Source organism: Pontibacter deserti, from assembly GCF_023630255.1.
Classification (GTDB): Bacteria; Bacteroidota; Bacteroidia; order Cytophagales; family Hymenobacteraceae; genus Pontibacter; species Pontibacter deserti.
In genome coordinates this window covers 1,728,208-1,751,706 of the sequence record NZ_JALPRS010000001.1, presented here as the reverse complement: position 1 = coordinate 1,751,706, position 23,499 = coordinate 1,728,208, and the positions used below count along the sequence as shown (strand labels likewise).

At 47.0% G+C, this 23,499-nt stretch carries 19 protein-coding genes; 8 read left to right on the top strand and 11 right to left on the bottom strand.

Going from position 1 to position 23,499, the window contains the following annotated elements; translation table 11 throughout:
* Positions 1-175: 175 nt before the first annotated feature.
* Both MJ612_RS07505 and MJ612_RS07500 read right to left on the bottom strand, forming a co-directional pair.
* On the bottom strand, positions 176-769 hold the full coding sequence (locus tag MJ612_RS07505) for a TlpA family protein disulfide reductase (RefSeq protein ID WP_187032886.1): 594 nt from the start codon (positions 767-769) through the stop codon (positions 176-178).
* A gap of 95 nt (positions 770-864) precedes the next feature.
* Positions 865-1,869: an alpha/beta hydrolase family protein gene (locus tag MJ612_RS07500; RefSeq protein ID WP_187032885.1), complete on the bottom strand. Its 1,005-nt coding sequence runs from the start codon at positions 1,867-1,869 to the stop codon at positions 865-867.
* 445 nt (positions 1,870-2,314) lie between these two features.
* On the opposite strand from MJ612_RS07500, the gene hslV reads away from it, so the two are divergent.
* Positions 2,315-2,857: an ATP-dependent protease subunit HslV gene (gene hslV, locus MJ612_RS07495; protein WP_187032884.1), complete on the top strand. Its 543-nt coding sequence runs from the start codon at positions 2,315-2,317 to the stop codon at positions 2,855-2,857.
* 236 nt (positions 2,858-3,093) lie between these two features.
* The gene (locus MJ612_RS07490) at positions 3,094-4,065 is read left to right on the top strand and encodes a deoxyhypusine synthase family protein (RefSeq protein ID WP_187032883.1); all 972 of its coding nucleotides are present in this window, start codon (positions 3,094-3,096) and stop codon (positions 4,063-4,065) included.
* 82 nt (positions 4,066-4,147) lie between these two features.
* On the opposite strand, the gene MJ612_RS07485 is transcribed toward MJ612_RS07490, so the two are convergent.
* Complete coding sequence (locus MJ612_RS07485) at positions 4,148-4,699, bottom strand: 2'-5' RNA ligase family protein (protein WP_187032882.1); 552 nt, start codon at positions 4,697-4,699, stop codon at positions 4,148-4,150.
* 204 nt (positions 4,700-4,903) lie between these two features.
* Here MJ612_RS07485 and abc-f point away from each other — a divergent pair, with 204 nt between their 5' ends.
* A complete protein-coding gene (gene abc-f, locus MJ612_RS07480; RefSeq protein ID WP_187032881.1) occupies positions 4,904-6,832 on the top strand; it encodes a ribosomal protection-like ABC-F family protein in 1,929 nt (642 codons plus the stop codon).
* A 79-nt stretch (positions 6,833-6,911) separates the two neighbouring features.
* On the opposite strand, the gene MJ612_RS07475 is transcribed toward abc-f, so the two are convergent.
* The 3 genes from MJ612_RS07475 to MJ612_RS07465 all read right to left on the bottom strand — a co-directional run bounded on the left by MJ612_RS07475 (position 6,912) and on the right by MJ612_RS07465 (position 11,074).
* Positions 6,912-8,348: a M48 family metalloprotease gene (locus tag MJ612_RS07475; RefSeq protein ID WP_187032880.1), complete on the bottom strand. Its 1,437-nt coding sequence runs from the start codon at positions 8,346-8,348 to the stop codon at positions 6,912-6,914.
* 297 nt (positions 8,349-8,645) lie between these two features.
* Entirely contained in the window at positions 8,646-9,095 is a 450-nt protein-coding gene (locus tag MJ612_RS07470) for a 6-pyruvoyl trahydropterin synthase family protein (RefSeq protein WP_187032879.1), read from the bottom strand.
* A gap of 5 nt (positions 9,096-9,100) precedes the next feature.
* Positions 9,101-11,074, bottom strand: coding sequence for a hypothetical protein (locus tag MJ612_RS07465; RefSeq protein ID WP_250419088.1), 1,974 nt, complete (start codon positions 11,072-11,074; stop codon positions 9,101-9,103).
* Positions 11,075-11,224: 150 nt separating this feature from the next.
* On the opposite strand from MJ612_RS07465, the gene MJ612_RS07460 reads away from it, so the two are divergent.
* The 5 genes from MJ612_RS07460 to hemA all read left to right on the top strand — a co-directional run bounded on the left by MJ612_RS07460 (position 11,225) and on the right by hemA (position 17,088).
* A complete protein-coding gene (locus MJ612_RS07460; RefSeq protein WP_187032878.1) occupies positions 11,225-12,766 on the top strand; it encodes a sensor histidine kinase in 1,542 nt (513 codons plus the stop codon).
* Positions 12,767-12,777: 11 nt separating this feature from the next.
* On the top strand, positions 12,778-13,227 hold the full coding sequence (locus MJ612_RS07455) for a response regulator (RefSeq protein ID WP_187032877.1): 450 nt from the start codon (positions 12,778-12,780) through the stop codon (positions 13,225-13,227).
* A 142-nt stretch (positions 13,228-13,369) separates the two neighbouring features.
* A complete protein-coding gene (locus MJ612_RS07450; RefSeq protein ID WP_187032876.1) occupies positions 13,370-14,605 on the top strand; it encodes a hybrid sensor histidine kinase/response regulator in 1,236 nt (411 codons plus the stop codon).
* Positions 14,602-15,663 (top strand): response regulator, encoded by a 1,062-nt coding sequence (locus MJ612_RS07445; RefSeq protein ID WP_187032875.1) that lies wholly within the window; start codon positions 14,602-14,604, stop codon positions 15,661-15,663. Before MJ612_RS07450 ends, MJ612_RS07445 begins: the two co-directional genes overlap by 4 nt.
* 162 nt (positions 15,664-15,825) lie before the next feature.
* On the top strand, positions 15,826-17,088 hold the full coding sequence (hemA, locus tag MJ612_RS07440; protein WP_187032874.1) for a glutamyl-tRNA reductase: 1,263 nt from the start codon (positions 15,826-15,828) through the stop codon (positions 17,086-17,088).
* Between the two features lie 607 nt (positions 17,089-17,695).
* Here hemA and MJ612_RS07435 read toward each other — a convergent pair.
* Genes MJ612_RS07435 through nuoJ form a run of 5 tightly spaced genes read right to left on the bottom strand, consistent with a single transcriptional unit; the run spans position 17,696 to position 23,497 of the window.
* On the bottom strand, positions 17,696-19,156 hold the full coding sequence (locus MJ612_RS07435; RefSeq protein ID WP_187032873.1) for an NADH-quinone oxidoreductase subunit N: 1,461 nt from the start codon (positions 19,154-19,156) through the stop codon (positions 17,696-17,698).
* Positions 19,157-19,161: 5 nt separating this feature from the next.
* Positions 19,162-20,757, bottom strand: coding sequence for an NADH-quinone oxidoreductase subunit M (gene nuoM, locus MJ612_RS07430; RefSeq protein WP_187032872.1), 1,596 nt, complete (start codon positions 20,755-20,757; stop codon positions 19,162-19,164).
* Positions 20,754-22,640: an NADH-quinone oxidoreductase subunit L gene (gene nuoL / locus MJ612_RS07425; RefSeq protein ID WP_187032871.1), complete on the bottom strand. Its 1,887-nt coding sequence runs from the start codon at positions 22,638-22,640 to the stop codon at positions 20,754-20,756. Before nuoL ends, nuoM begins: the two co-directional genes overlap by 4 nt.
* A 6-nt stretch (positions 22,641-22,646) precedes the next feature.
* Complete coding sequence (nuoK, locus tag MJ612_RS07420) at positions 22,647-22,955, bottom strand: NADH-quinone oxidoreductase subunit NuoK (protein ID WP_187032870.1); 309 nt, start codon at positions 22,953-22,955, stop codon at positions 22,647-22,649.
* Complete coding sequence (gene nuoJ, locus MJ612_RS07415) at positions 22,952-23,497, bottom strand: NADH-quinone oxidoreductase subunit J (protein WP_187032869.1); 546 nt, start codon at positions 23,495-23,497, stop codon at positions 22,952-22,954. Before nuoJ ends, nuoK begins: the two co-directional genes overlap by 4 nt.
* Positions 23,498-23,499: the final 2 nt, after the last annotated feature.

Genomic DNA, 23,499 nt, shown 5'->3' with positions numbered 1-23,499 from the left:
CAGTCTTATATACTTGCCCCAACCAGCTTAAGGTCTTATTAAGTGTACTACTTTCACAAACCTTAATCAATTCTTTTACCCAATCTATATCTGGATTCATAATTATTTATTGCAAGTAACGGCTTTGCTATAAGATGGTGTAGCTACCTTATAGGTCTTGTTAGACTAAGTAGTTCTATCTTTTTGCCAAGCACTCGTCAATAAGAGGGGTATAAAGGCTAAATATATGCTCCCGTCCGGGAAACGAACCAAACCACATTTTCTTAATCTTACCTTCCTTGTCAATGATTACAGAGTAAGGTACAATAGTTTGGAGTTTGAAAATTTCTGATTTTACTTTCTCCGCGTCGGCTGCTGGAGTGTAGTCAAATGGAAATCTAACAAAGAATTTTTCAAGGGTTTCTGCATTTTCAGGTGCTAATGAAAGGAATATTACGTTTGCGTCCTTGTAGAAGCGTACCAACTCATTTAAGGCAGGCATTTCCTCTATGCAAGGCTTGCACGTAGTTGACCAGAAATTAAGCACTACCACTTTCCCCTTTAGCTTAGCCAGTTCAATTTCTGCCCCATCCAAGGTAGTTACAATGAAATTAGGAGCGTCTGCTCCCACCATACATTCGTTGAAGTCTGCCACTAATCCTGGGGTTAGACTTTCTTTGTTTTTGAAAGCCACGGAGCATTCTGCATGCTGTTCATGATAGGTCTGACCGTTCGCCTGTACTGCTAACAAGAGGCACATTGACGTAAACAAGGTATAAAGTGTTTTCATAAGCTTTTTTATAGTTGTAATTAAGTCTAACGTGTTCGTGCAGCCGAAGCCCGTAGCGTAGCAAGGGTTAAGGCTGCACCTTGTTGGGCAATGGATTATTTCTTTTTAAGCCACTCCTTCCAGTCCTGTGCCACGCTATCCCACCCGAAGTCGTCATAGTTCACCTTTCCACTCTCGTCCAAGCCGAAGAAGTTATGCTCCCTGCCTACATAGGGCAAGAAAGTGAAGTTCTTCTTTTTATTACGAATGGCCTCTAGGTGCATGTAATCGAAAAAAGGCGCAGCGATGTCTTCAGTGCCATAAGCTACCAGCACAGGAATCTTCAGCTTGCGCAATGAATTTATAGGTGGCTTGGAGAAGCTGTAAATGGATTTGAATGTAGTCTCTCCCTGAACCTGATTATTCTCTGTGTCGTTGATCAGCTCTTGCCACAACTTAAACTGCTTCTCTGTTGCCGTTCCCAATGAGTCGTCTTGTTGCCTCATCTGCGAGATGATGGTAATCATTCTCCCGAAAGGGTTGGTGCTTGCAAAAATGAGGCGCGTTACGTCCTTTGACAGCTCCGCTAGCTTAGCTGCCACGGCAGCGCCCTCTGAGTGACCAGCAACAACTACTTCTTTATCGCTTATCCAGTTTTGCTTCTTCAGGAATTTTATAGCTTGCTTATTTCTGTTGGCATAGTAGTACAGGTTATCCCGCTTGATGTATTTCTCAGGGAAGCTGTTGATTTCAGGGTCCACGTAAGCCATATCCCTCCGCAACTCGCTCGCCTCACGGATAAGCGGCACGTACGGTTTACTGATGATGGCAAGGTGATAATCATTCAATAGAATTCCCGGTTCAAAAGGGAACACCATGTATGGCTTTCCATTCTCCTGAAGCTTGATGAGCGGCTTTGGGAGCGACCCTTGGATGAAGAGGAACAGCGGCTTCTCCATCTCTTCTTCACCTCTTTTCGACAGTAACAGAATATCCACCGTATCCTGCTTGTAAAGAGTTTGCAGGTGCCTGAAGCCGAAGTCCTCTGGTTTCTTAGCTTGGGCTGCGATATGAAAGCAAAACAGTAATGGAAGGAAAAAGAGCAGTAATGTTTGTTTCATTTATCTTGTTTTGATTTGTTGCCCAACTACTGTATAAACGGAGTTTATTACGTTTATACACCCAAATACGGCGGCTAAACGAAATAAACTTTATGTTAAATATAGGAAAAGCTATACTTGCCTGCAAGTATAAAATTGGCCATAAAAGAGAAAGCCGCTCCAGGAGAGCGGCTTTTCTTATACAAACTAATCTATACTATTTGGAGCGGGTAATATTTCTTTACTTCCTGAAGAAGTCAGGTTGCTGTATTGTAGCTATGCTATATATACCTCAATAGATGCTTAACCAGGCGAATTGGTTGCACGCACTTTAAAATTTTTACCGACAATTTGGCGTAAACCCTACAATTGGCTTTTTGTTTGAGGATGCCGTAGTTTTACAGGCGTACCGCAGCAAAGTATAAACTATAGTTGCGTATACCCAGCTAACAAACACAAGCAACTCATGACCAAGATAAGATCGACCACTGTTTTAGGTATTTACCATAACGGCGAGGTAGCACTGGGTGCCGACGGCCAGGCCACCATGGACAAGCATATCGCCAAAAGCAACGTTAAGAAAATACGAAAGCTGCTGGATGGTAAAGTAGTAACCGGTTTTGCCGGCTCCACCGCCGATGCCTTTACCTTACTGGAACGCTTCGAGGAGAAACTAAACGCCTACCAGCACAACATGAAACGCGCTGCCATAGAGCTGGCCAAAGACTGGCGTAAAGACCAGTACCTGCGCAAACTCGAAGCCATGATGGTGGTAGCCAACAAAGACGAATTACTGATTATATCAGGTACAGGCGATGTGCTGGAGCCTGATAACCAGATCGCAGCTATAGGCTCGGGAAGTATGTATGCACACGCTGCAGCGCTGGCTTTGCAAAAACATGCCCCGCATTTATCAGCAGAAGAAATGGTGCGCGAAGCCCTCAATATTGCTGCTGATATCTGCATCTATACCAACCATAACCTGATCATAGAAAAACCTGCTAAATAGTCGGCTTGTATTACTGTGCAAAAGTTAAAATTCCGGGTTCTTAAAATGGAATCTTTTGCGCTGTAATATGTTTCGTTTCTGAAATCGGCAGACCTAATCAAGGCTACCTATTCCACCTGCTCCGTTCAGGTGTTCGAACAGCTGCAGATTATAAACCGTAAAGTATAAATCATTATTAATTTATAACTTGCAGACTCAAGTATCCCTGAGCAAAAGGGTGCTTTAAGCTAATGAACATGGAAGTAACAAATTTCTTAAAGAAACACTACAAACATTTTAACGCAGCCTCTGTGATAGACGCTGCCGAAGGCTATAAAACACACCTGAACAACGGTGGTAAAATGATGATCACGCTGGCTGGAGCCATGTCTACAGCTGAGATGGGCATTATACTTGCCGAAATGATCCGTCAGGACAAAGTACATGCTATTTCGTGTACCGGTGCCAACCTCGAAGAAGATATCTTTAACTTGGTAGCCCACGATTTTTACGAGCGCGTGCCGCATTACCGCGAACTTTCAGCTGCCGACGAAGAGGCCTTGCTGGAGCGCCACATGAACCGTGTAACCGATACCTGTATTCCGGAAGAAGAAGCGATGCGCCGCATTGAGCACACGGTACTTAAGTTCTGGGAGAAAGCAGACCAGGAAGGCAAATCATACTTCCCGCACGAGTTCTTCTACCAGATCCTGTTATCAGGTGAGCTGGAGCAGTACTACCAGATAGACCCGAAGAACAGCTGGATGCTGGAAGCTGCTAAAAAGAACCTGCCAATTATTTGCCCGGGCTGGGAAGACTCTACACTAGGTAACATTTATGCAGGCCACGTAATTGCAGGCGACATCAAGAATGTGCATACCATGAGAACTGGTATCCAGTATATGATGTACCTGGCTGACTGGTATACTCAGAATGCCAAAGAAGAGTCTACTGTAGGTTTCTTCCAGATTGGTGGTGGTATTGCCGGCGACTTCCCGATTTGCGTAGTGCCAATGCTGCACCAGGATCTTCAACGCACAGGTGTTCCGCTTTGGGGCTACTTTGCACAGATATCTGACTCTACTACCAGCTATGGTTCTTACTCTGGGGCTGTACCAAACGAGAAAATTACTTGGGGTAAACTAGGTAAAGATACCCCTAAATTCATGATCGAATCGGATGCAACTATAGTTGCGCCACTGGTATTTGCGATCGTGCTGGATATGTAATTCTGGCCGAGAGGCTTATACTATAAAACAGAAGCGGCTGCAGGTTTATACTTGCAGCCGCTCTTGTTTTATAGCTTATAGTTTAGCTGATCAGCTCGCGCCGGCCAAACCTGAATTCTTCTTCTTTGAGGTAATAATCACCGCATTGCTGCAGGATGGTAATATTATCCAGGGTTATCTCCCAGTTAAAGTTATACTGGCACAAAAACGAGAGCACTGGACCAAGCATGGCAGGAGTGGTGTCGCCTAAAGCCAGCGTAATATGAGGGAGCCACATGTTAGGGTTATAATAAACACCCATTTCGCTGCTCATCTCAGATATATTGCGGTGCAGTTTAGAGTGTAGCTGGTTAAGAGGCGGCGTGCGCAGTACTGGTATGTATACCACCGGAGATGGACCAGGAAATATGCCTAAGCCAGTAGTACGTATCGTAAAATCAGGCATCTCAAAACAGGTAAGCTCCAAGTATTGCTTCAGTTCTTCCATGTCCGGGACTTCCGCTGTAAGCAAAGTCAGGTGGGGATAGGGAGTTATTTTAACCCCATTAAGCCCAAATTTTGTTTCTAAATGTTCTGTCAGTTCAGAAACACGAGCAGAATGGGTTTTATCTAACAGCGAAGTTATCGCAATCATAGTTACCTGCTAAATATTGGGTTTGCCAAACGGCAAATGTATGCATTTATATCATGCATTTCTGTATGAAACGGCTGGTGCAGGGATTTGTTTAGCCAAACGGTTAAAACGCAGTAAGTACACTTCTGGTATACCTGAAACACACATGCTGCGCGGTATACGTTTATTTAAGTACCTTTGTACTTTATAGTTTGATTTGATTACATGATCTCCATTAATAACCTTAGCTTTCATTTTGGCAGCCGCCCGATGTACGAGGATGCCAGCCTGCACATCCGTCCGAAAGATAAAATAGGTCTTATCGGGCTTAATGGTACCGGTAAATCTACCTTGCTTCGCATTATTGTAGGCGAGTATAAACCGGATAGCGGCAGCATACAAATGAGTAAGGAAACAACCATCGGTTTCCTGAATCAGGACCTGCTCAGCTACCAGACACACGAAAGTATACTTTCGGTGGCGATGCAGGCTTTTGAAGAAGCTATTGGTTTGCAGGCCGAAATTGACAAGGTGCTGGTGGAGTTCGAAAATAATTTCCATGACGACCTGGTAGGGAAACTGGCCGATCTGCAGGAACGTTTTGAAGCACTGGGCGGCTATACCATGCAGGCCGAAGCAGAAGCAATACTGGAGGGTCTGGGTTTTAGCACCGAAGAGTTACAGCAACCGTTGGCATCGTTTTCAGGTGGGTGGCGCATGCGTGTAATGCTGGCCAAGATCCTGTTACAGAAACCATCGCTGTTGTTGCTCGATGAGCCTACCAACCACCTCGACTTACCATCTATTAAATGGCTGGAAACATACCTGGAGCGGTTTGAAGGAGCTGTTATCATTGTTTCGCACGACCGCGAATTCCTGGACCGCACGACCAATATTACCGTGGAGGTATCGGGAGCCAAGCTGAACTACTACCCGGGCAACTATAGTTTTTACCTGGAGGAGAAGGCGCTGCGCAACGAGATACAGAAAGGAGCTTACGAAAACCAGCAGGCCCAGATACGACAGACAGAGCGTTTTATTGAACGTTTTAAAGCCAAAGCTACCAAGGCAAAGCAGGCACAAAGCCGTATGAAGCAGTTGGAGCGCATGGAACGCATAGAGGAGGTAGCGCCGGATGCAGCCAAGGTAAACTTCAGCTTTAAGTTCAGCACACAGCCTGGCCGCCACATTCTGCGCCTGGAGCACATGAGCAAAGCCTATGGCGATAAAGTCATCTTCCGGGATACCAACGTGCACATCGAACGTGGCGATAAAATTGCCTTAATTGGTGCGAATGGTAAAGGTAAATCTACGTTGCTGCGCATTATAGCAGGCACCGAGCCGATACAGGGAAAACGTGAGCTGGGCCACAACGTGATCATGTCTTTTTACGCACAGCACCAGCTCGAATCGCTGAACGTGGACAACGAGATACTGCAGGAGCTACAGCAAGCCGGCTCAAAAAAAACAGAAGTGGAACTGCGTACGCTGTTAGGTTCTTTCCTGTTTACCAGCGATGACGTGTTCAAGAAGATAAAGGTATTATCGGGAGGGGAGAAGAGTCGTGTAGCCTTAGCTAAAACACTGATCTCGGAGGCCAATTTCCTGATGCTCGATGAACCTACCAACCACCTGGATATGCAGTCGGTAAACATCCTGATTCAGGCACTGGAGCAATACGAAGGAACGTTTGTAGTGATCTCGCACGACCGCTACTTTGTAGAAAATGTGGCCACCAAGATCTGGTATATCGAAGACTATCAATTGAAAGAATACCCAGGTACTTACCACGAGTTCGAGGCCTTCCAGGAGAAGCGCGAGAAAGAAGCCAAGGCACAGGCTGCCACTTCTCCGGCACCAAAAAAAGAAGAACCAAAGCCACAACGCAGCAACAACGAGTACAACCAGTTAAATAACCAACTGAAGCAGGCAAACAAAAAGCTGACCGAGCTGGAAAAGAAAGTACAGCAACTGGAAGAGGAACTGGCAAAGTATGAAGTTGAGCTGGCCGACCCGAAAGTATATGGCAATGTAAGCCTGTTACAGGAAACCTCTCAGAAATTTGAAACTGTGCAGAGAGAACTGGCACAGGCAAACAACCAGTGGGAAGAACAGATGATGGAAGTGGAAGAACTGGAAGGAAAGCTGAGTTAAGTATAAATACAAGTATGAAAGCAGCGGCCAAACTATAAATCTATAGTTTGGCCGCTGCTTTTATACTTGTTATGCTCTTTTACTGCGAAATCACTTTAATCAAAGTTCCTTTTTCAACACGGTCGTTTAATTGCATACCATTCAGCACAGCCAGTTCTTCCATTCGTTTGCTAGGCATATTTAATGTTTGAAGCGCTTGTGCTAAGGTAGTGCTCTGACCTATAGTTTTTATACGAACACGCTCCGGCTTCTTGTTGATCTTGGATTGATCTGTAAGTTGCTTAAAGTTGGTCATGGTGCCGGAGAAGGTGTTAAAGTAGTTGTTAAAATCGTTGGCAGTGGTAATACCCATTACACTATAAATATTGCTGCCATACTGTATAAAGTAAGTAAGCGTGCGGATAGTACCTTGTTCCTGCTGCTGGTCGGCTACCATAGCCAGGGCATTATTACCATTTACAGTTACATTTTTCGATTCTACTGCCGTTAGCTTATAGCCTTCCAGTGTTTTGCGGGCCGCATCTTCCAGCGAGGTACCCGGTGCCAGGGTCAGATTCATAATAGCTTTCCCATTAGGCTCAGCCATCTGGAATGCCTGTGGTGAGTTAAGATATTTCCAGCCTTGCGGGATCGGGAACTGGAATTTAAGCTCCGGATGATAGAAGATCTGATTCTCTACAAATCCCTGTTTCGGGTCTTCGCCATACACAATACCATCTATCATGCGCAGGTAAGAATCACGTCCGACGGCAAGGTTTGTTGCATTGGTTTTTTTCTGCCACTGGTCGGCAAGTTCGTGCACGGTATTATAGCGGTTACCTGGGTCAGGGTGCGTGCTCAGGAACTCAGGTATAGACTGGCCACTTTCTTCCTGCTTGCGCTGGAGTGTTAAAAAGAAGTCTGCCATCTCGTTTGCATCATACCCGATTTTGGTAGAGTATTCCACACCCAGCTGGTCAGATTCACGTTCAGCATCACGCCCGAATTTAAGGAACAATAAACCTAATCCCTGCGAAGCTATATCACCAAATTGTGCCAGCTCAGGTGCGATGACCATACCAGCAATAAGACCTACCTGTGCAAGTATAGATTTGCTTTGCTGTTGTGCTGAGTGGCGGGCGGCAATATGCCCAATCTCGTGGCCAAGTACACCGGCAAACTGAGCTTCGTTATTAAAGTGTGCCATAATACCGCGTGTGAAGTATACATAGCCACCTGGTACGGCAAAGGCGTTTAGTACAGGTGAGTCCAGCACCTTAAACTCATATTTGATGTTGCTGCGGTGTGAGATGGCGGCCATTTTCTGGCCTTTATCGCTTATAAACCGCTGCATGGCCGGGTTATCATACATCCCGAATTGGGCAACGATCTGCGGGTCTGCCTGCTGCCCCATAGCCAGTTCCTGGCCTTCCGACATCAGGATAACGTCTTTTTTACCTGTTACCGGGTTAGTGGAGCAGGAGTTAAAGAGCAGCAGCACACTGGCTATTAAACCTGTTATTGATATTTTTTTCATTGCATTGCGTTTTAGTCTAAAGGCTTTCTTGTCAGATGTTTAAATCTTTGAATACCTATATTGTATTTGCAACGATAATGCAACTTATTAGTTTCGGGAGGTGCCTTAAATCGTTTTAAAGAATGCTTTTAACAAAGTTTGGTGTACACTGTGGCTGAATATAATGCAAAAAGTAGAACACAAGCAGGCAGCGTGGTGCTAGCTGGAGTGGGAGCCATGGCATAGCCGGTGAGTGGCGGTTGCAGCAAAATAAATGGCAACTATACTTAGCAGGTAAAACATACGGTTGTAGTTAAGTTATACATTATCGGAAGCAAACCATTCTGCAAAAGAGTTTTCTGTTTCCCAGAGCCGCAGGCTGTGTAATTGTACGCTTTTTGGGAGGCTGATTTGCAGCTTTTTTCTAAACTCGATGAGCATGTTTTCGCAGGTAGGCTGATAGGAAGTGAGCACCAGTTTATGGTTAAGCTGCTGCAACATAGCAACCAGTTCAGGGTCGGTATCTTCACGAAGTATCAGGGCGTGGTCGAGTGGCGCAACTATAGTTTCATTCACCATTTTTTTCAGGTCACCGAAGTCCATCACCATGCCATATTTGGGGTCTGTAGTATCGGTAATAGGTTTGCCCAGTATAGTTACCTGCAGTTTGTAAGAATGCCCGTGTATATTTTTACACGGGCCATTATAGTTTAATAAAGCATGTGCCGTCTCAAAAGAGAACTGGCGGGTAAGTCTGATGTAATCCATTGTTGTTAAACTATAGCTTCGGCTTTGCTGAGTCTGGCTTGCAGCAATACATCTTCTGCATCCAATAGTTCATCCAGCATAAGTACCTGTCGCTCGAGCTGGTTCCTGAAAAGCTCCGGCAACAGCTGTTTGTAATAGGCAATGCCATCCTGCATGTTCTGCCAAAAGCTACTGAGGTATTTTTCCTGCTTGTCGGTCAGATTTTCTAGTTGCTCCGCTTTCTTGTTTTTCCAGTATTCTACATACATTTTCAGCTCGTTGATGAACATATGCGGACGATAGGTTTGATTGAGGGCATTAAAGCGACCATAGATATGATCTACCATTTGCTGTAGTTTAAACACCCCTGAGAAGTAAGCCAGGTTGGGACCCGGACAAATTGTAACAGCTTTTGTAGCAGCTTTTTTGCCGATATTGAACAGTTGCAACGCAGAGTTCGCCAGCCCTTCGCACAGGCACTCTTTGGCCAGTACTTTAGCTTCTTCCGATAAATATACTTCCTGGGTTATAGTTTGTGTCTGAACCTGCTCCTGTAGTTGTTCCAGCTTGCGGCGCTGGTATTTGCGTGATGCAGTGCAGATAGGTTCTTCGGTAAATTCTGTGCTGGAAACCAGGTGCTTTTTAACACAAGGGCTGCCGGGTTTACCTTTGTCAATGCGCATCTGCTTCAGTTCTTCACTGGATGTGCCGCGCAAAGCATTAAATGGTACACCCAAAGGCGATATCGAGCTTAAGTATAGATCTTCTGCTTTGGCAGCGGATAGTTGCTGCAAGGTTGGTTCGTCTACGGTAGTGGCCTCGGGCACCAGTAAAAATGGTGTTCCCCAGCCGGTGGCATCTATGCCATAATAGTCCTGCAGAAAATCGTGCTCGGCTGCCGTACCAATGCCGCCCTGCATAGTTATACGCTGCGCCGGAATCTCAACCGGTACATGTAAACCTTTGCTGGCCAGTGCCGAGCTGAACAAACTATAAAGTTCTGCCTGCAGCGTCTGGCGGTTTTGCTTAAATTCTTCCAGTATTGGGCCTATCAGGTAGCCATCGGTAGCAAACGCGTGGCCGCCACAGTTCAAACCTGATTCTATTCTAAACTCCGATACCCAAATTCCTTTTTTAGCCAGAATTTTGCCCTGTACCAACGCTGACCGGTAATCGCTCACTTTAATGATCACCGTCTTCTCAAAATGACCTTTGGCATCCGGCAGAAAACACGGAAACTGCTCCAGGTAAGCGAACAGGCGCATGTTCATACCCGCCGAGAAAACCACTGACGAATTAACCGTACTGTTAGCGAAACCACGTAAGGCAGCCAGCGCATCCGAATATTCCTGCGACAGGGGTTCGCCGGTTTTGCTATAGTTGGTTTTGTCCAGCTTGGTCATGATGTTCACATCAATTTTACCAGCTACCAGTGCGTTGCGCAGTTCATCCTGTAACAGCTTTTTCTGTGCCTCATCTTTAACCTGCAGCATTTGCTTATACTTTATACTTAGCGGCGAGGCATCGGGCAACAACGTAAAATATTTGGTTAGGTCAGTTTCCGGGGTAAAATCCTGGGTGCGCATCTCCAGAAGTTGCTCTTTCACAATCTCATTTAACAGGTTCAGGAAAGCGGTGGTACGTTTAGCCCTGTAGTCTTCTTCTTTATCGGTAATGGGCTCGTAAGGGCGGTTATACACCTGGCTGTAATGCGAGCGGGTGTGTTCCAGCAAGGCATCATCGCTGAGCGATACTACCGATGAAATACCGAAACGCGCGACTTTAACCGGCGAATCAATAGAAAAGGCAAGGCCCATTACAGGTAAATGAAAAGTGTGCGGTGTAGTAAGTTGCATGGGTATAAGGTTAGGTATAAGCCGCCGGGTGCCGCAGGTATAACTATATAGTTGGTGCAGGCACACGTTAAGCATACCGCAAGGTAGGCAGCCCGTGAAGGCTGGTAAATGAGCAGCATCAACCTCAAAAATGACAAGAATCATTGCATATAAAGTATAGCTTGCGTATCTCTGAGGTTTGGTTTATACTTTTGATGAGGTAACCCGCTTTGGCAGACGAAACGTATCTTTGCCCGGGCGGCTATACTTTGCCGTTTAAAGCAGAAAGCTTATATTTAGTAAAATCCGTTTGTATTGGAAGAGCAGCAAAACAGTAGCAACAACATCGACAGTCAGGCACGGCTGAAGGCCATTATCGATACGGCCATTGATGGCATTATTACCATCGATAACAGGGGAGTGGTAGAAACCATGAACCCGGCAGCAGCACGCATTTTCGGTTACCAGCCGGAAGAGGTGATCGGGAATAACATTAAGATACTGATGCCTGAGCCGGACAGGAGCCTGCATGATGTGTATATCGAGAATTATCACCAGACAGGTATAGGGCAAATAATTGGTATTGGCCGCGAAGTGCTGGGTAAGAAAAAAGACGGTACTATTTTCCCGTTTCTGCTAAGTATAAGCGAGGTAAGGTTGCACGACAAGCAGATATTTACCGGAATCATACATGACATAACCGAGCAGAAAAAAACGGAAGCCGCCCTGCGCGAAAGCGAGAATAAATTCAATTCTATTATTAAAACGGCTGTGGATGGCATCATCACCATCAATACCCGCGGGCTGATTGAAATGGTGAACCCATCGGCTGAAAAGCTTTTTGGCTACGAGGAGCATGAACTGATAGGGCACAACATCAGTATGTTGATGCCGGAACCAGACAGCAGCCATCACGATGCCTATATGGAACGCTACCATCATACTGGGGAAGCCCATATAATCGGTATCGGACGTGAAGTTTCGGGTTTACGGAAGGATGGAAGTATCTTCCCGTTCTTTTTAAGTATAAGCGAAGTGCAGCTGGCCGACCGTAAAGTATACACCGGTTTTGTACACGATATTACCCAGCAGAAAGTAAGCGAAGAACGCCTGCGCCGCTATGCCGCTGAGCTGGAGCGCAGCAACCGCGAACTACAGGACTTTGCTTATGTATCTTCGCATGATTTGCAGGAACCTTTGCGTAAGATACAGGCCTTCGGCGACCGCCTTAAAACTAAGGAATATGATAAGCTGAGCGATCAGGGCAAGGATTATATCGACAGAATGTTGAACGCCGCTGCGCGTATGCAGAACCTGATAAACGACCTGCTCGATTTCTCGAGGGTTACCAGCAAATCCAAAGCGTTTGTAAAAGTAAAACTGGACAAGATACTGACCGAGGTGCTCTCGGACCTTGAGGTAACTATAGAACAGACCGGAGCCGTAATTGAGCGAACACCACTGCCAACTATTGAAGCCGAACCCACCCAGATGCGCCAGCTTTTCCAGAACCTGATCAGCAATGCCATTAAGTTCAGGAAAGAGGGGGTTACACCGGTGGTTCGTATCTCGGCACAAATGGTGCAGCGCCACGCCCACCTTACCGCCACGCCCGGCGACGAACTGGTAGAGATAAGTATAGAAGATAACGGTATTGGTTTCGATGAGAAGTACCTGGACCGCATCTTTAATATCTTCCAGCGCCTGGAAGGGCAGAAGTACGAAGGCTCGGGCATAGGCCTGGCCGTTTGCCGCAAAATTGCCGTGCGCCACGGCGGCGATATTACCGCTAGAAGCAAACCCGGCGAAGGCACCCGATTTATTATTACCTTAGCAAAAAAACACCTTCAGGAATAAACCATACTCCCATGAATCCAAACAGAAGATCGATCATTATACTTATAGCCGATGATGATGCCGAAGACCGGATGCTTGTAAAGGAAGCGCTGGAAGAAAGCCGTTTGAATAACAACATACAGTTTGTGGAGAATGGCGAAGAGTTGCTGGACTACCTGCACAACCGCGGCAAGTTTACAGACAAGGACCAGTACCCTACACCGGGCCTTATACTGCTGGACCTGAACATGCCCAAAAAAGATGGACGCGAAGCCCTGAAGGAAATAAAGAACGATGAGCACCTGCGCATGATTCCGGTGGTGGTGCTTACCACTTCCAAAGCCGAAGAAGACATTTTGCGCACCTACGACCTGGGCGTGAGCTCTTTTATAACCAAACCGGTAACCTTCAGCTCGCTGGTAGATGTAATGAAAACCCTGAGCAAATACTGGTTCGAGATCGTAGAACTGCCAAAAAGTTAAAGAGTTAATGAGTTTGTGAGTTAAAGAAGTGTTAATGATGGAGTTGAAAAGTATAGTTGGGTTTGGATTATCTTTCAATAGAAAAACCCTCAAAATCATCTGCTCCTAAACTCTCTAACTCCAAAACTCCAAACTATAAAATATGCCTGACAACAAGACACGTGTACTGCTGATCGATGATGATGAGGATGATTTCATCATTACCCGGGATACGATAGAAGATATTCCGGGGAGCAACTACCTGCTCGACTGGACTGCCTCTTTCAGTGAAGCGGCGGAGTTGATAAAGCAGGAAAAGCACGACGTGTACCTGGTAGATTACCGCCTGGGAGCGCACGACGGGCTGGAGTTGATCTCGCAGGCAGTAGAAACCGGAAGTATGGCTCCGTTTATACTTTTAACTGGCCAAAGCGACCGCGAAACCGACGAAAAAGCCATGCGTGTAGGGGCCGCCGATTACCTGGTTAAAGGTACTTTCGACCCGTATACCCTGGAGCGTTCTATCAGGTATAGTGTAGAGCACGCCAAAAGTCTGGCCGAGATACAAAAACTGAACACAGAGCTTGAGCACCGGGTGGAGGAGCGTACCCGCGAACTGGGCGAAGCGGTCCGGAAACTGGAAGCCTCTAACCGCAGTTTGTACGAGGCGCAGGTAGAGATCAGAAAAGCACTGCAAAAAGAAAAAGAACTGCACGAGCTTAAATCCAGGTTTGTAACCATCGCCTCTCACGAGTTCCGGACACCGCTAAGTACTGTGCTTTCGTCTGCCTCGCTCATCAGCAAGTATAAAACAACTGAAGACGACGAGAAACGCCAGAAACACGTAGAGCGCATAAAATCGGCAGTCAGCAACCTCACCAATATTCTCAACGATTTCCTGTCGATAAGCAGGATTGAAGAAGGTAAGATTTACAACGTACCTACTACCTTTGACCTGAAGGAGTTTACTGCTGATATTGTGGATGAAATGCAGGGACTGGTGAAGATTGGGCAGAAGATACACTACACGCATCACGGCGCTGAAACTATAGTTACGCTGGATAAGCAGTTACTCAAAAATATCATGATCAACCTGCTCTCCAACGCCAGTAAATATTCCGGCGAAGGGAAGCCGATTTACATTGATACGAAAGTAGACCCAAGTATAAACTTAACTGTAAAAGATGCCGGCATTGGTATACCCGAGGCCGATAAAGCCCATTTATTCACCCCATTTTTCAGGGCGCAGAACGTAACCAACATACAGGGTACCGGTTTGGGCCTTAACATCGTGAACCGCTACGTAGATATTATGGGCGGCACCTTAACTTACGAAAGCGAACTGAACGAAGGAACCACTTTCAGGATAATATTTCCGAACACAACAGCCGACGCATGAAAAAGATATTGCTGATAGAAGACAACCAGGAGATCAGGGAAAACACCGCCGAAATTCTCTCGCTGGCAAACTATGAGGTACTTGAAGCCGAGAACGGAAAAGTAGGTGTGGAGCTTGCCAAAAACGAGCACCCCGACCTCATCATCTGCGACATAATGATGCCCCAACTGGATGGCTATGGCGTGCTGCACATGCTCAGCAAAAACCCGGTAACATCTAGCATTCCTTTTATTTTCCTGACAGCTAAATCAGAGAAAGAAGACTTTAGAAAAGGCATGAATCTGGGTGCAGATGATTACCTGACTAAACCTTTCGACGACCTGGAACTGCTGGATGCCGTGGAAATGCGCCTGAAAAAGAACGAGATCCTGAAGGCAGAATTTACGAAGAGTGTGGAAGGTATAGATAACTTTATACAGGAGGCGCGCGGCTTTGAGGACCTGAACAAACTGCTCTCTGATAACCGGAAAGTTACAGTGTTCAAAAAGAAGCAGCAACTGTTCATGGAAGGTTACCGCCCGACAGCTTTATACTTCCTGAACAAAGGCAAGATCAAAACTTTTAAGGCAAACGAAGAAGGCAGAGAGTACATCACCAACCTCTACAAAGACGGTGATTTTATAGGTTACCTGGACCTGCTGGAAGAAACTCCATATCGTGAGTCAGCTGTGGCGCTGGAAGATTCTGAAGTATATATCATTCCGAAGGAAGACTTTTTCTCGCTGCTGAACCATAACCGCGACATCGCCAACAAGTTCATCAAAATTCTATCCGATAACCTGGCTGATCGTGAGGAACGCCTGCTGAAACTGGCTTACAACTCGGTGCGCAAACGCGTAGCCGAAGCCCTGCTTTTGGTAGAAAAACAGTATCAGCAACAGGCCGGAAACAAGACCCAGATAAGTATAACCCGCGAAGACTTGGCAAGTATAGTTGGCGCTTCCAAAGAAACTGTCATCCGTACCTTAGCCGACTTTAAAGACGAGAAACTGATTGACAGCCAGGGCAGCCGCATCTTTATACTTAACTCCGAGAAACTAGCCAAAATGCGGAATTAGGAGAAACTATAACTCACCTCTAGACTATAGCCCGAACTTCAGAAATGGAGTCCGGGCTATAGTTTTTTATAAAGTTGACATCAATCTTTTCGATAAGTGACTATAGTCATGTTTCTGTAGAGTAGCATTTTGCAACTTTGCAATGTAATCTGACAGAAGAAGATGCAAAACAACTTTAAAGCCCTCACATTATCCTACAAACATGCGCCGATTAACGTGCGCGAAGCAGTTGCGCTGAATGAGATCGGCTGTCGTAACCTGCTGGATAAGATAAAGGAATTTACTGATGCCCAGGATGTGCTGGTGCTTTCGACCTGCAACCGTACCGAAATATACTATAGCGCAGAGAAAGAACTGGACCAGGCGATCATTAAACTGATTGCGATGGAACGCGGCTTTGTAGCTACTAAAAATATCACGCCATACTTTAAGCACATTACCGAGCCTGCACTGGCTGTGCAGCATTTGTTCTATGTTGGCCTTGGTCTGGAGTCGCAGGTGGTGGGTGACATGCAGATACTGAACCAAGTGAAGAAAGCCTACCAGTGGTCTGCAGATGCAAACATGGCTGGCCCGTTCCTGCACCGTTTGCTGCACACTATCTTCGCTACCAATAAACAGGTATTTAACGAAACAGCCTTTTTCGATGGCGCTGCGTCGGTATCCTATGCTACAGTGGAACTGGTAGAAGAGCTGATAGCTGATTTGGTTAACCCGCGCGTGCTGATGATTGGGGTAGGTGAGATCGGTGCGAATGTGTGCGACAACTTCCAGAAATCAAGTATAAACAACGTGGTTATCGTTAACCGCACCCATCATAAAGCACAGGCTTTGGCTGAGAAGACCAATGCTACTGCTGTGTACTGGGAGAACGTGTGGGAAGAGATTGCCAAAGCTGATGTGGTTATCTCGTCTGTTCCAGGCGACTGCTTTTTTATCAGTAAAGAAGTAATAGAGAAACAAGGTGTAAACGCTCCAAAATTCTTCCTGGACCTATCCATGCCACGCAGCATCGACAGCGCTTTAGAAGAGCTGACTGGTGTGGAAGTATATAATGTAGATACGATCAAGAATCGTGCTTCTGAAGCCCTCGAAATGCGCATGGCGGCCATCCCGCAGGTGCAGCAGATCATTGCAGAAGCTATGACAGAGTTCAGTACCTGGACCCGCGAAATGGCCATGTCGCCGGCCCTGCAGCAGTTCAAAAGCAAGCTGGAAGAGATCCGTCAGCAGGAACTAAACCGGTACCTGAAAAACCTGGGCGAAGCGGAAAGAGAAGTAGTGGAAACACTTACCAAAAATATCCTGAACAAGATCGTAAAGCTACCTGCCCTGGAGTTAAAAGCTGCTTGTATGCGTGGTGAGTCGGAGGCGTTGGTAGAAGGTTTAGCCGCTTTGTTTAGTTTAGAGAAAGAAAAAGTTTAGAAGTTTAGTATAGGTGAATAGATAAAAAGGCTCTTGTTTCAAGAGCTTTTTTGTTGTTGTTCTTTGTCACCCCGAGCGTCAGCCGAGGGGTCTTATATATCCTATAGTTGAAGCCTTCTGCAACTGGAGCCAAGCCTGTTGTTTCATAGCCACTTCCATTCCTGGGAGCTCTACTCACATATCTTTTTATAGTTACCTTGGCTCTCTCGGGCCGAGCGGCCCCGTCTTTGGGCATCGCGCTGCGCGAATCTCTTTTGCTCCTGCGGTTGCAATGCCTGCGGCACCAGATATTCACAAGGCGCTCAACCCAAAGACTGTGATCTTTCGATAATAGCTGCTATAGTTGGAAGAGATGTTATAGATGCATAGCTTTTCCCGTGGTTGTTGTTCCAAAGGGACAGGTAAACCTATCCTACTCACAATCTGAAACTATAGAACTCTGGTTGCTGGAGGAGCATAAGCAGAGAGTGTCCCCTCGAGGGGACTATAGGGGTGTTAAGGCAGTAACTATAGAACAATAGTAGCCACAACTATAGCAGTAGCAGAAAATTCCCCACCTTAGACAAGGAGGGGTTAAGGGTGGTTGGATCTCGTCAACTATAAAATCCTACTTAGCTACAATCTCCGGCACACTCACCAACACATTCTGAATAAGCTGCACCAACCCCGTTGGATAAACGCCCACATAAACCAGCAGCAATGCCAACACAGCCAATGTGCCAGCACTGGCTACATAAATAGATGGGCGTAGGCGGATTGCTTGTTCACGCTCGATTTCCGGTTGCTGGAACATGACCGCAATGATCTTGATGTAGTAGTACAAACCGATAACACTGTTGAGCACCAGCATCACCACCAGCAGCCAAAGTTGGTCGTTTACACCCGCCGCGATAATGTAGAATTTACCAACAAAGCCAGCTGTGAGTGGAATTCCAGCGAGTGAAAGCAACATAGCAGAGAAAACGGCAGCCGTCCAGGGGCGGCGCCAGAGCAGGCCTTTGTAATCTTCCAGCAGCTCCGCATCACTGTTCTTATCCGAAAGCATCGCTACTACACCAAAGGCACCAACGCTGGTAATAAAGTAAGCAACTAAGTAAAAAGTCACAGCTTCTACGCCCATCTGGTTACCGGCCATAAAAGCTACTAAAATATACCCTAGGTGCGAGATGGAAGAATAAGCCAGGATGCGTTTTACGTTCTTCTGCATTAGGGCCAGCAGGTTGCCAGCGAACATGGATGCAATGACAACTATAGTTAAGATCGTAACCAGCACCGGGTACCGGAATCCATCCACTTCCATAAAGAAACGAATTAATAAACCCAGCACACCACCCTTTGAAACAGTAGCTATAAAGGCTGTAACCGGGGCAGGCGCACCTTCATATACATCCGGTGTCCACATATGGAAGGGCACGATACCCAGCTTAAAACCAACCCCAATCAGCATCATGCCGATGCCTGTGAGCAACAACAGCGGTAACTCCTGCATACCGGCTATACTTGCGGCTAATCCGGAAAACACCATTGTACCCGTACTAAAGTATACCAGCGCCATTCCGAACAGCATAAAAGCAGATGAGAAAGCAGCCAGAATCAGGTATTTGATACCGGCTTCGTCGGAGCGGGGACGGGTGCGCAGGTAGGGGATGAGTGCGTATAGCGAGATACTGAGAATCTCCAGGCCCAGGAACAGCGATGCAAAATGTGTACTGATAACCAGCACGCAGGCACCCAAAGTAGCAAGAACCAGCAGCAAATAATATTCTTCTTTCCGCTCTTCGCGCTGCTCAAAATAGGCATACGACAACATACTTACGAGCAGGGAAGTCAGTAAAATCATCCCAATATAAAACACGCCAAAGCCATCAATTACAAACATTGGCTCTATGACATAAGCAGTGGTTGTACGCAACTCGAACAGCGAACCAAAAGCTGCAATACACGACAGCGCCGTAATCACATAAATGATTTTATGGTTGCGCCACGCGGCAATCACCAGCATCGAAACAAGCACCGCAAATGTGAGTATCAGCAGCGGCATCAGGTATATGAAATCAGTCTGGCTCATATCTTTTAATTTGGAGATTGGAAGATTTGGAGATTGGTAAATGATCGCTGATGTATAGTCACTTGAGCTGGGTTTACAGTTGCTTCAGGTTGCTGGTGAAGCGCGGTTTTTGGCTCCGCTATAGTTGGCTCCGGTGAAGTATAAGCCTGGAGCTGTTCGTTGATGGATGGTTTCGCTGTATCCAATATAGGTTGCGGATATAGGCCTAGCCAGAGCAAGCCAAGCACCATCGGTACAGCAATGAGCATTTCACGGAAGTTCAGGTCGCTGAATGATTCGTGCTGCGGGCCGGGTTCGTAGAATACTTTCTGCATAATGCGCAGTGAATAAGCCGTTGCCATAACGATGCCTATCGTTGCAAAAATGGTCATTAAGTTATCAGCCTGCCAGGAACCGACCAGTGTCAGGAATTCAGCTATAAAGTTGCCTAGCCCCGGAAGTCCCAGCGATGCCATTACAAACACTAAGGCTATCACGCCCATTTTGGGAGCTTTGGCCCAGAAACCGCCCATCTGTGTTATGTCGCGGGTATGCAGACGCTCGTACAGGAAGCCGGCAAGTATAAACAGTGCGCCTGTGCTTAGGCCATGCGCGATCATCTGCATTACCACACCCTGCAAAGCCCATTCATTAAAGGCAAAAACTCCCAGTATCACAAAGCCCATGTGACTCACCGAAGTATAAGCAACCAACCGTTTCAGGTCGGTTTGAGAGTAGGCAACTATAGCCCCGTAAATGATGCCGATCACACCCAGCAGCATCGCCCACGGCGCAAACTCTATAGTTGCTGTCGGGAAGAGTGGGATAACAAAGCGCAGCAAACCATAAGCTCCTGTTTTAAGCAACAGTCCGGCAAGTATAAGACTACCAGCAGTGGGGGCCTGAGAGTGCGCATCGGGTAACCACGAATGGAATGGAACTACAGGTAACTTTACCAGAAAAGCAGCCAGAAAACCAAACATCAGCAGGCGTGCTGCGGCAGGGGCAAGGGGTGTGTTGAGTAACTCAAAATAATTGAATGTGTATCTACCTGTTTCGGAGCCGTGGATGAAGTATAACCCAAGTATAGCCAGCAACATGAGCAAGCCGCTAGCCTGCGTGAACAGGAAGAATTTATAGGCTGCGTAGGTGCGGTTCTCGTGCCCCCAAACCCCGATCAGGAAGTACATTGGTATCAGCATCACTTCCCAGAAAAAGTAGAAAAGGAACAGGTCCATAGTCAGGAACACGCCGGTAATACCAGCCAGCACCCAAAGCAAATTAAAGTGGAAGAAGCCGACTTTGTTTTTGATCTCTTTCCAGGAGATGAGCACGGCCAGCAAGCCTAGGAAGAACGTCAGTACCAGCATCAGTAAACTTAACCCATCCAGCGCCAGGCTAAAACTCACACCCCATTGTGGAATCCACGGCACTTCGTAGCGCATCAACCAGGCTGAACCGGCTGTTGCTTCCGTGCTGATCCAGAGATAAACTATAAGAATAAGATCAAGCAGTACGGCAGCCAGCGCCACCCAGCGGGGTAACACAGGACTTACTTTTTTAGAGAGCCAAGCCAGCAGTCCGCCAGCCATCAGTATCACAATCAGCCAGACGAGTATCATAGGAACAGGCTTATAGTTAGAATCATGATCGCGCCGACCACAATGCCGGCCACGTAGTTGCGAAGCACACCATTCTGTGTTTCCGAAAACATCACATGGAAGCCTTCGGCCAGGCGGGCGAGTCCGGTGTAGAAGCTGTCGATAAAGTCGCGTTTGTTGAGCCGGGAGATGAACACGTAGGGCCGCACGATCAGGGCATCATACAGCGCATCGAAACCCCAGCCGTAGTGCCAGAATCGGTGCAGCGCCATCGCAAAAGCAGAGCGCTCTATACTTGCCAACAGCTGCGGACTCTTGATGTAGAATAGGTAAGCCACAAACACCCCACCCAAGGAAACTACAGCCGCCACCAACTGGAACATCCATTCGTTTGCTGCCAAAGCTTCGTTAGCATTTATACCCGGAAGTACAGGAGCCATCAGATCAGAGAAGAAGGTAACATGAGCGAAATTGTGCGGCAATTCTATAAAACCACCAAACAATGAAAGTATAGCCAGGATGATGAGTGGTACAGTAATGACCTTACCAGGCGGGTGCTCCAGGTGCGTTTTACTCTCGCCGAAGAAGGTGATGAACACCATCCGGAAAGTATAAATAGATGTAATGAATGCCCCAGTCAGTCCGGCTAAGTATAACCAAATGTTACCATTCTCACCAGCCAGTACATACCACAGAATCTGATCTTTACTATAGAAACCTGCGGTGATAAGTGGTAGGGCCGCCAGCGATGCAGCTCCTATCAGGAAGGTCCAATATACAACGGGCATCTTGTGTCGCAGGCCACCCATTTTGCGCATGTCCTGCTCGTGGTGCAGCGCCATAATAATAGCCCCGGCACACAGGAAGAGTAGCGCCTTAAAGAACCCGTGAATCATGAAATGGAAAATACCCACCGACCAGGCTCCTACGCCTAAGGCTAAGAACATGTAGCCGATCTGACTGATAGTAGAGTAGGCGAGCACCCGTTTCAGGTCGTATTGGGTAAGGGCAGAGAAACCGGCTAATAGCAAGGTAACAGCGCCAACTATAGCTACTATGGTTTGAGCCAGCGGAGCCAGTTCAAAGATCACGTACATACGCGCAATCAGGTATACACCGGCCGTTACCATGGTAGCCGCGTGTATCAGCGCCGAAACCGGAGTAGGACCAGCCATGGCATCGGGTAGCCAGGTTTGCAGCGGCAACTGACCGGATTTACCCACAGCACCACCTAGCAGCAGCAACGCAACTATAACGGCAATCTGGGAGCCAACACTCCAGGCTTCAGGGGCTTCGGTAAGTATAGTTTGGATGTGCAGCGTACCGAAAGCCTGGAACAGCATGAACAAACCAATGGCCATGGCAGTATCGCCTACACGTGTAATGATAAAAGCTTTACGGGCAGCGTACCCGTTTTCCGGTTCTTTGTACCAGAACCCGATGAGCAGGTATGAGCACAGGCCCACACCTTCCCAGCCTAAGTATAGAAGCAGAAGGTTATCGGCTATTACCAGCATCAGCATAGAGCCAACAAACAGGTTCATGCAGGCAAAGAAGCGGGAGTAATCCTGGTCGTCGGCCATGTAGGCGGTGGCGTAAAAATGAATGAGGGCCCCTACAAATGTGATCACGAAAACAAAGACCAGCGAAAGTGCATCCAGGTGAAAAGCAATGGAAGGAGAGAAGCCCGCCACATTAAACCACTGCCATACTTCCTGGTGGTAAAACTCCGGCCGGTTGCTCAGAAATTCTATTCCTAACAGTATAGTAATGAGTGCTGAAACTGCCACACTTCCTACACCAAGTATAGCTACCAAGGCGCGCGATAAACGTGTGCCAAAAAGGATCAGCAACAGTGCTCCCAGAAACGGCAGCGCAGGTATAAGCCAGAGTAGATTTTCCATAGTTGGTTATCCTTTCATTAAATTAGCGGCATCACTGTCCAGGGTTTTGAGCTGGTGGTAGATCTGAAGTATAAGCGCAAGCCCCACCGATACTTCGGCAGCGGCCATGGTAAGTATAAATATGAACATCACCTGCCCGTCGGGCTGCACCCATTTGGTGCCGGCAACTATAAAAGCCAGCCCGGCAGCGTTAAGCATGATCTCCACAGAAATAAGCATGAAAATGATGTTACGGCGAATGAGTACACTGATCAGGCCGAGCATAAAAAGTACGCCGGCCAGCAGCAAAGCGGCTTCCATGTGTGCAGGTGTCATATGGCGGCGCTCCTTTCTTCTTTTGGTTGCAAGAACCGGTGCACCACTTTTTTCTTCTGGCGGCCCAGGTGGTATGCTCCAACTATACCGGCCATTAATAGTATACCGCACAGCTGCACGCCTAGCATATAAGGCCCGTACAACGACATGCCCACTAATCTGGCATCAACGGCTACCAAAGCTTCAGTAGGTTGAGTGTTAGGGACTAAAATGATGTAAGCCAGCTCTGCCAGCAGCACTACCGAAAGTATAGCCGGACCAACCCAAACCTTTGGCGTAAGCCATTCTTTTTCTTTATCCACATCTTCGTGCGTCAGGTTCAGCATCATGATCACGAAAATGATAAGCACAACTATAGCCCCGGCGTAAATAATGATTTCCAGCGCAGCCATAAACGGGGCACCCAATGTAAAGAACACCACTGCCACCGCCAGGAAAGACACCACTAAGTATAGCAGTGCATGGATGATGTTGTAGCGGGTTATGGTCATGATGGTAGCCAGTGTGGCAACGGCTGCCGCGATGTAAAATGTCAGTTCCATGG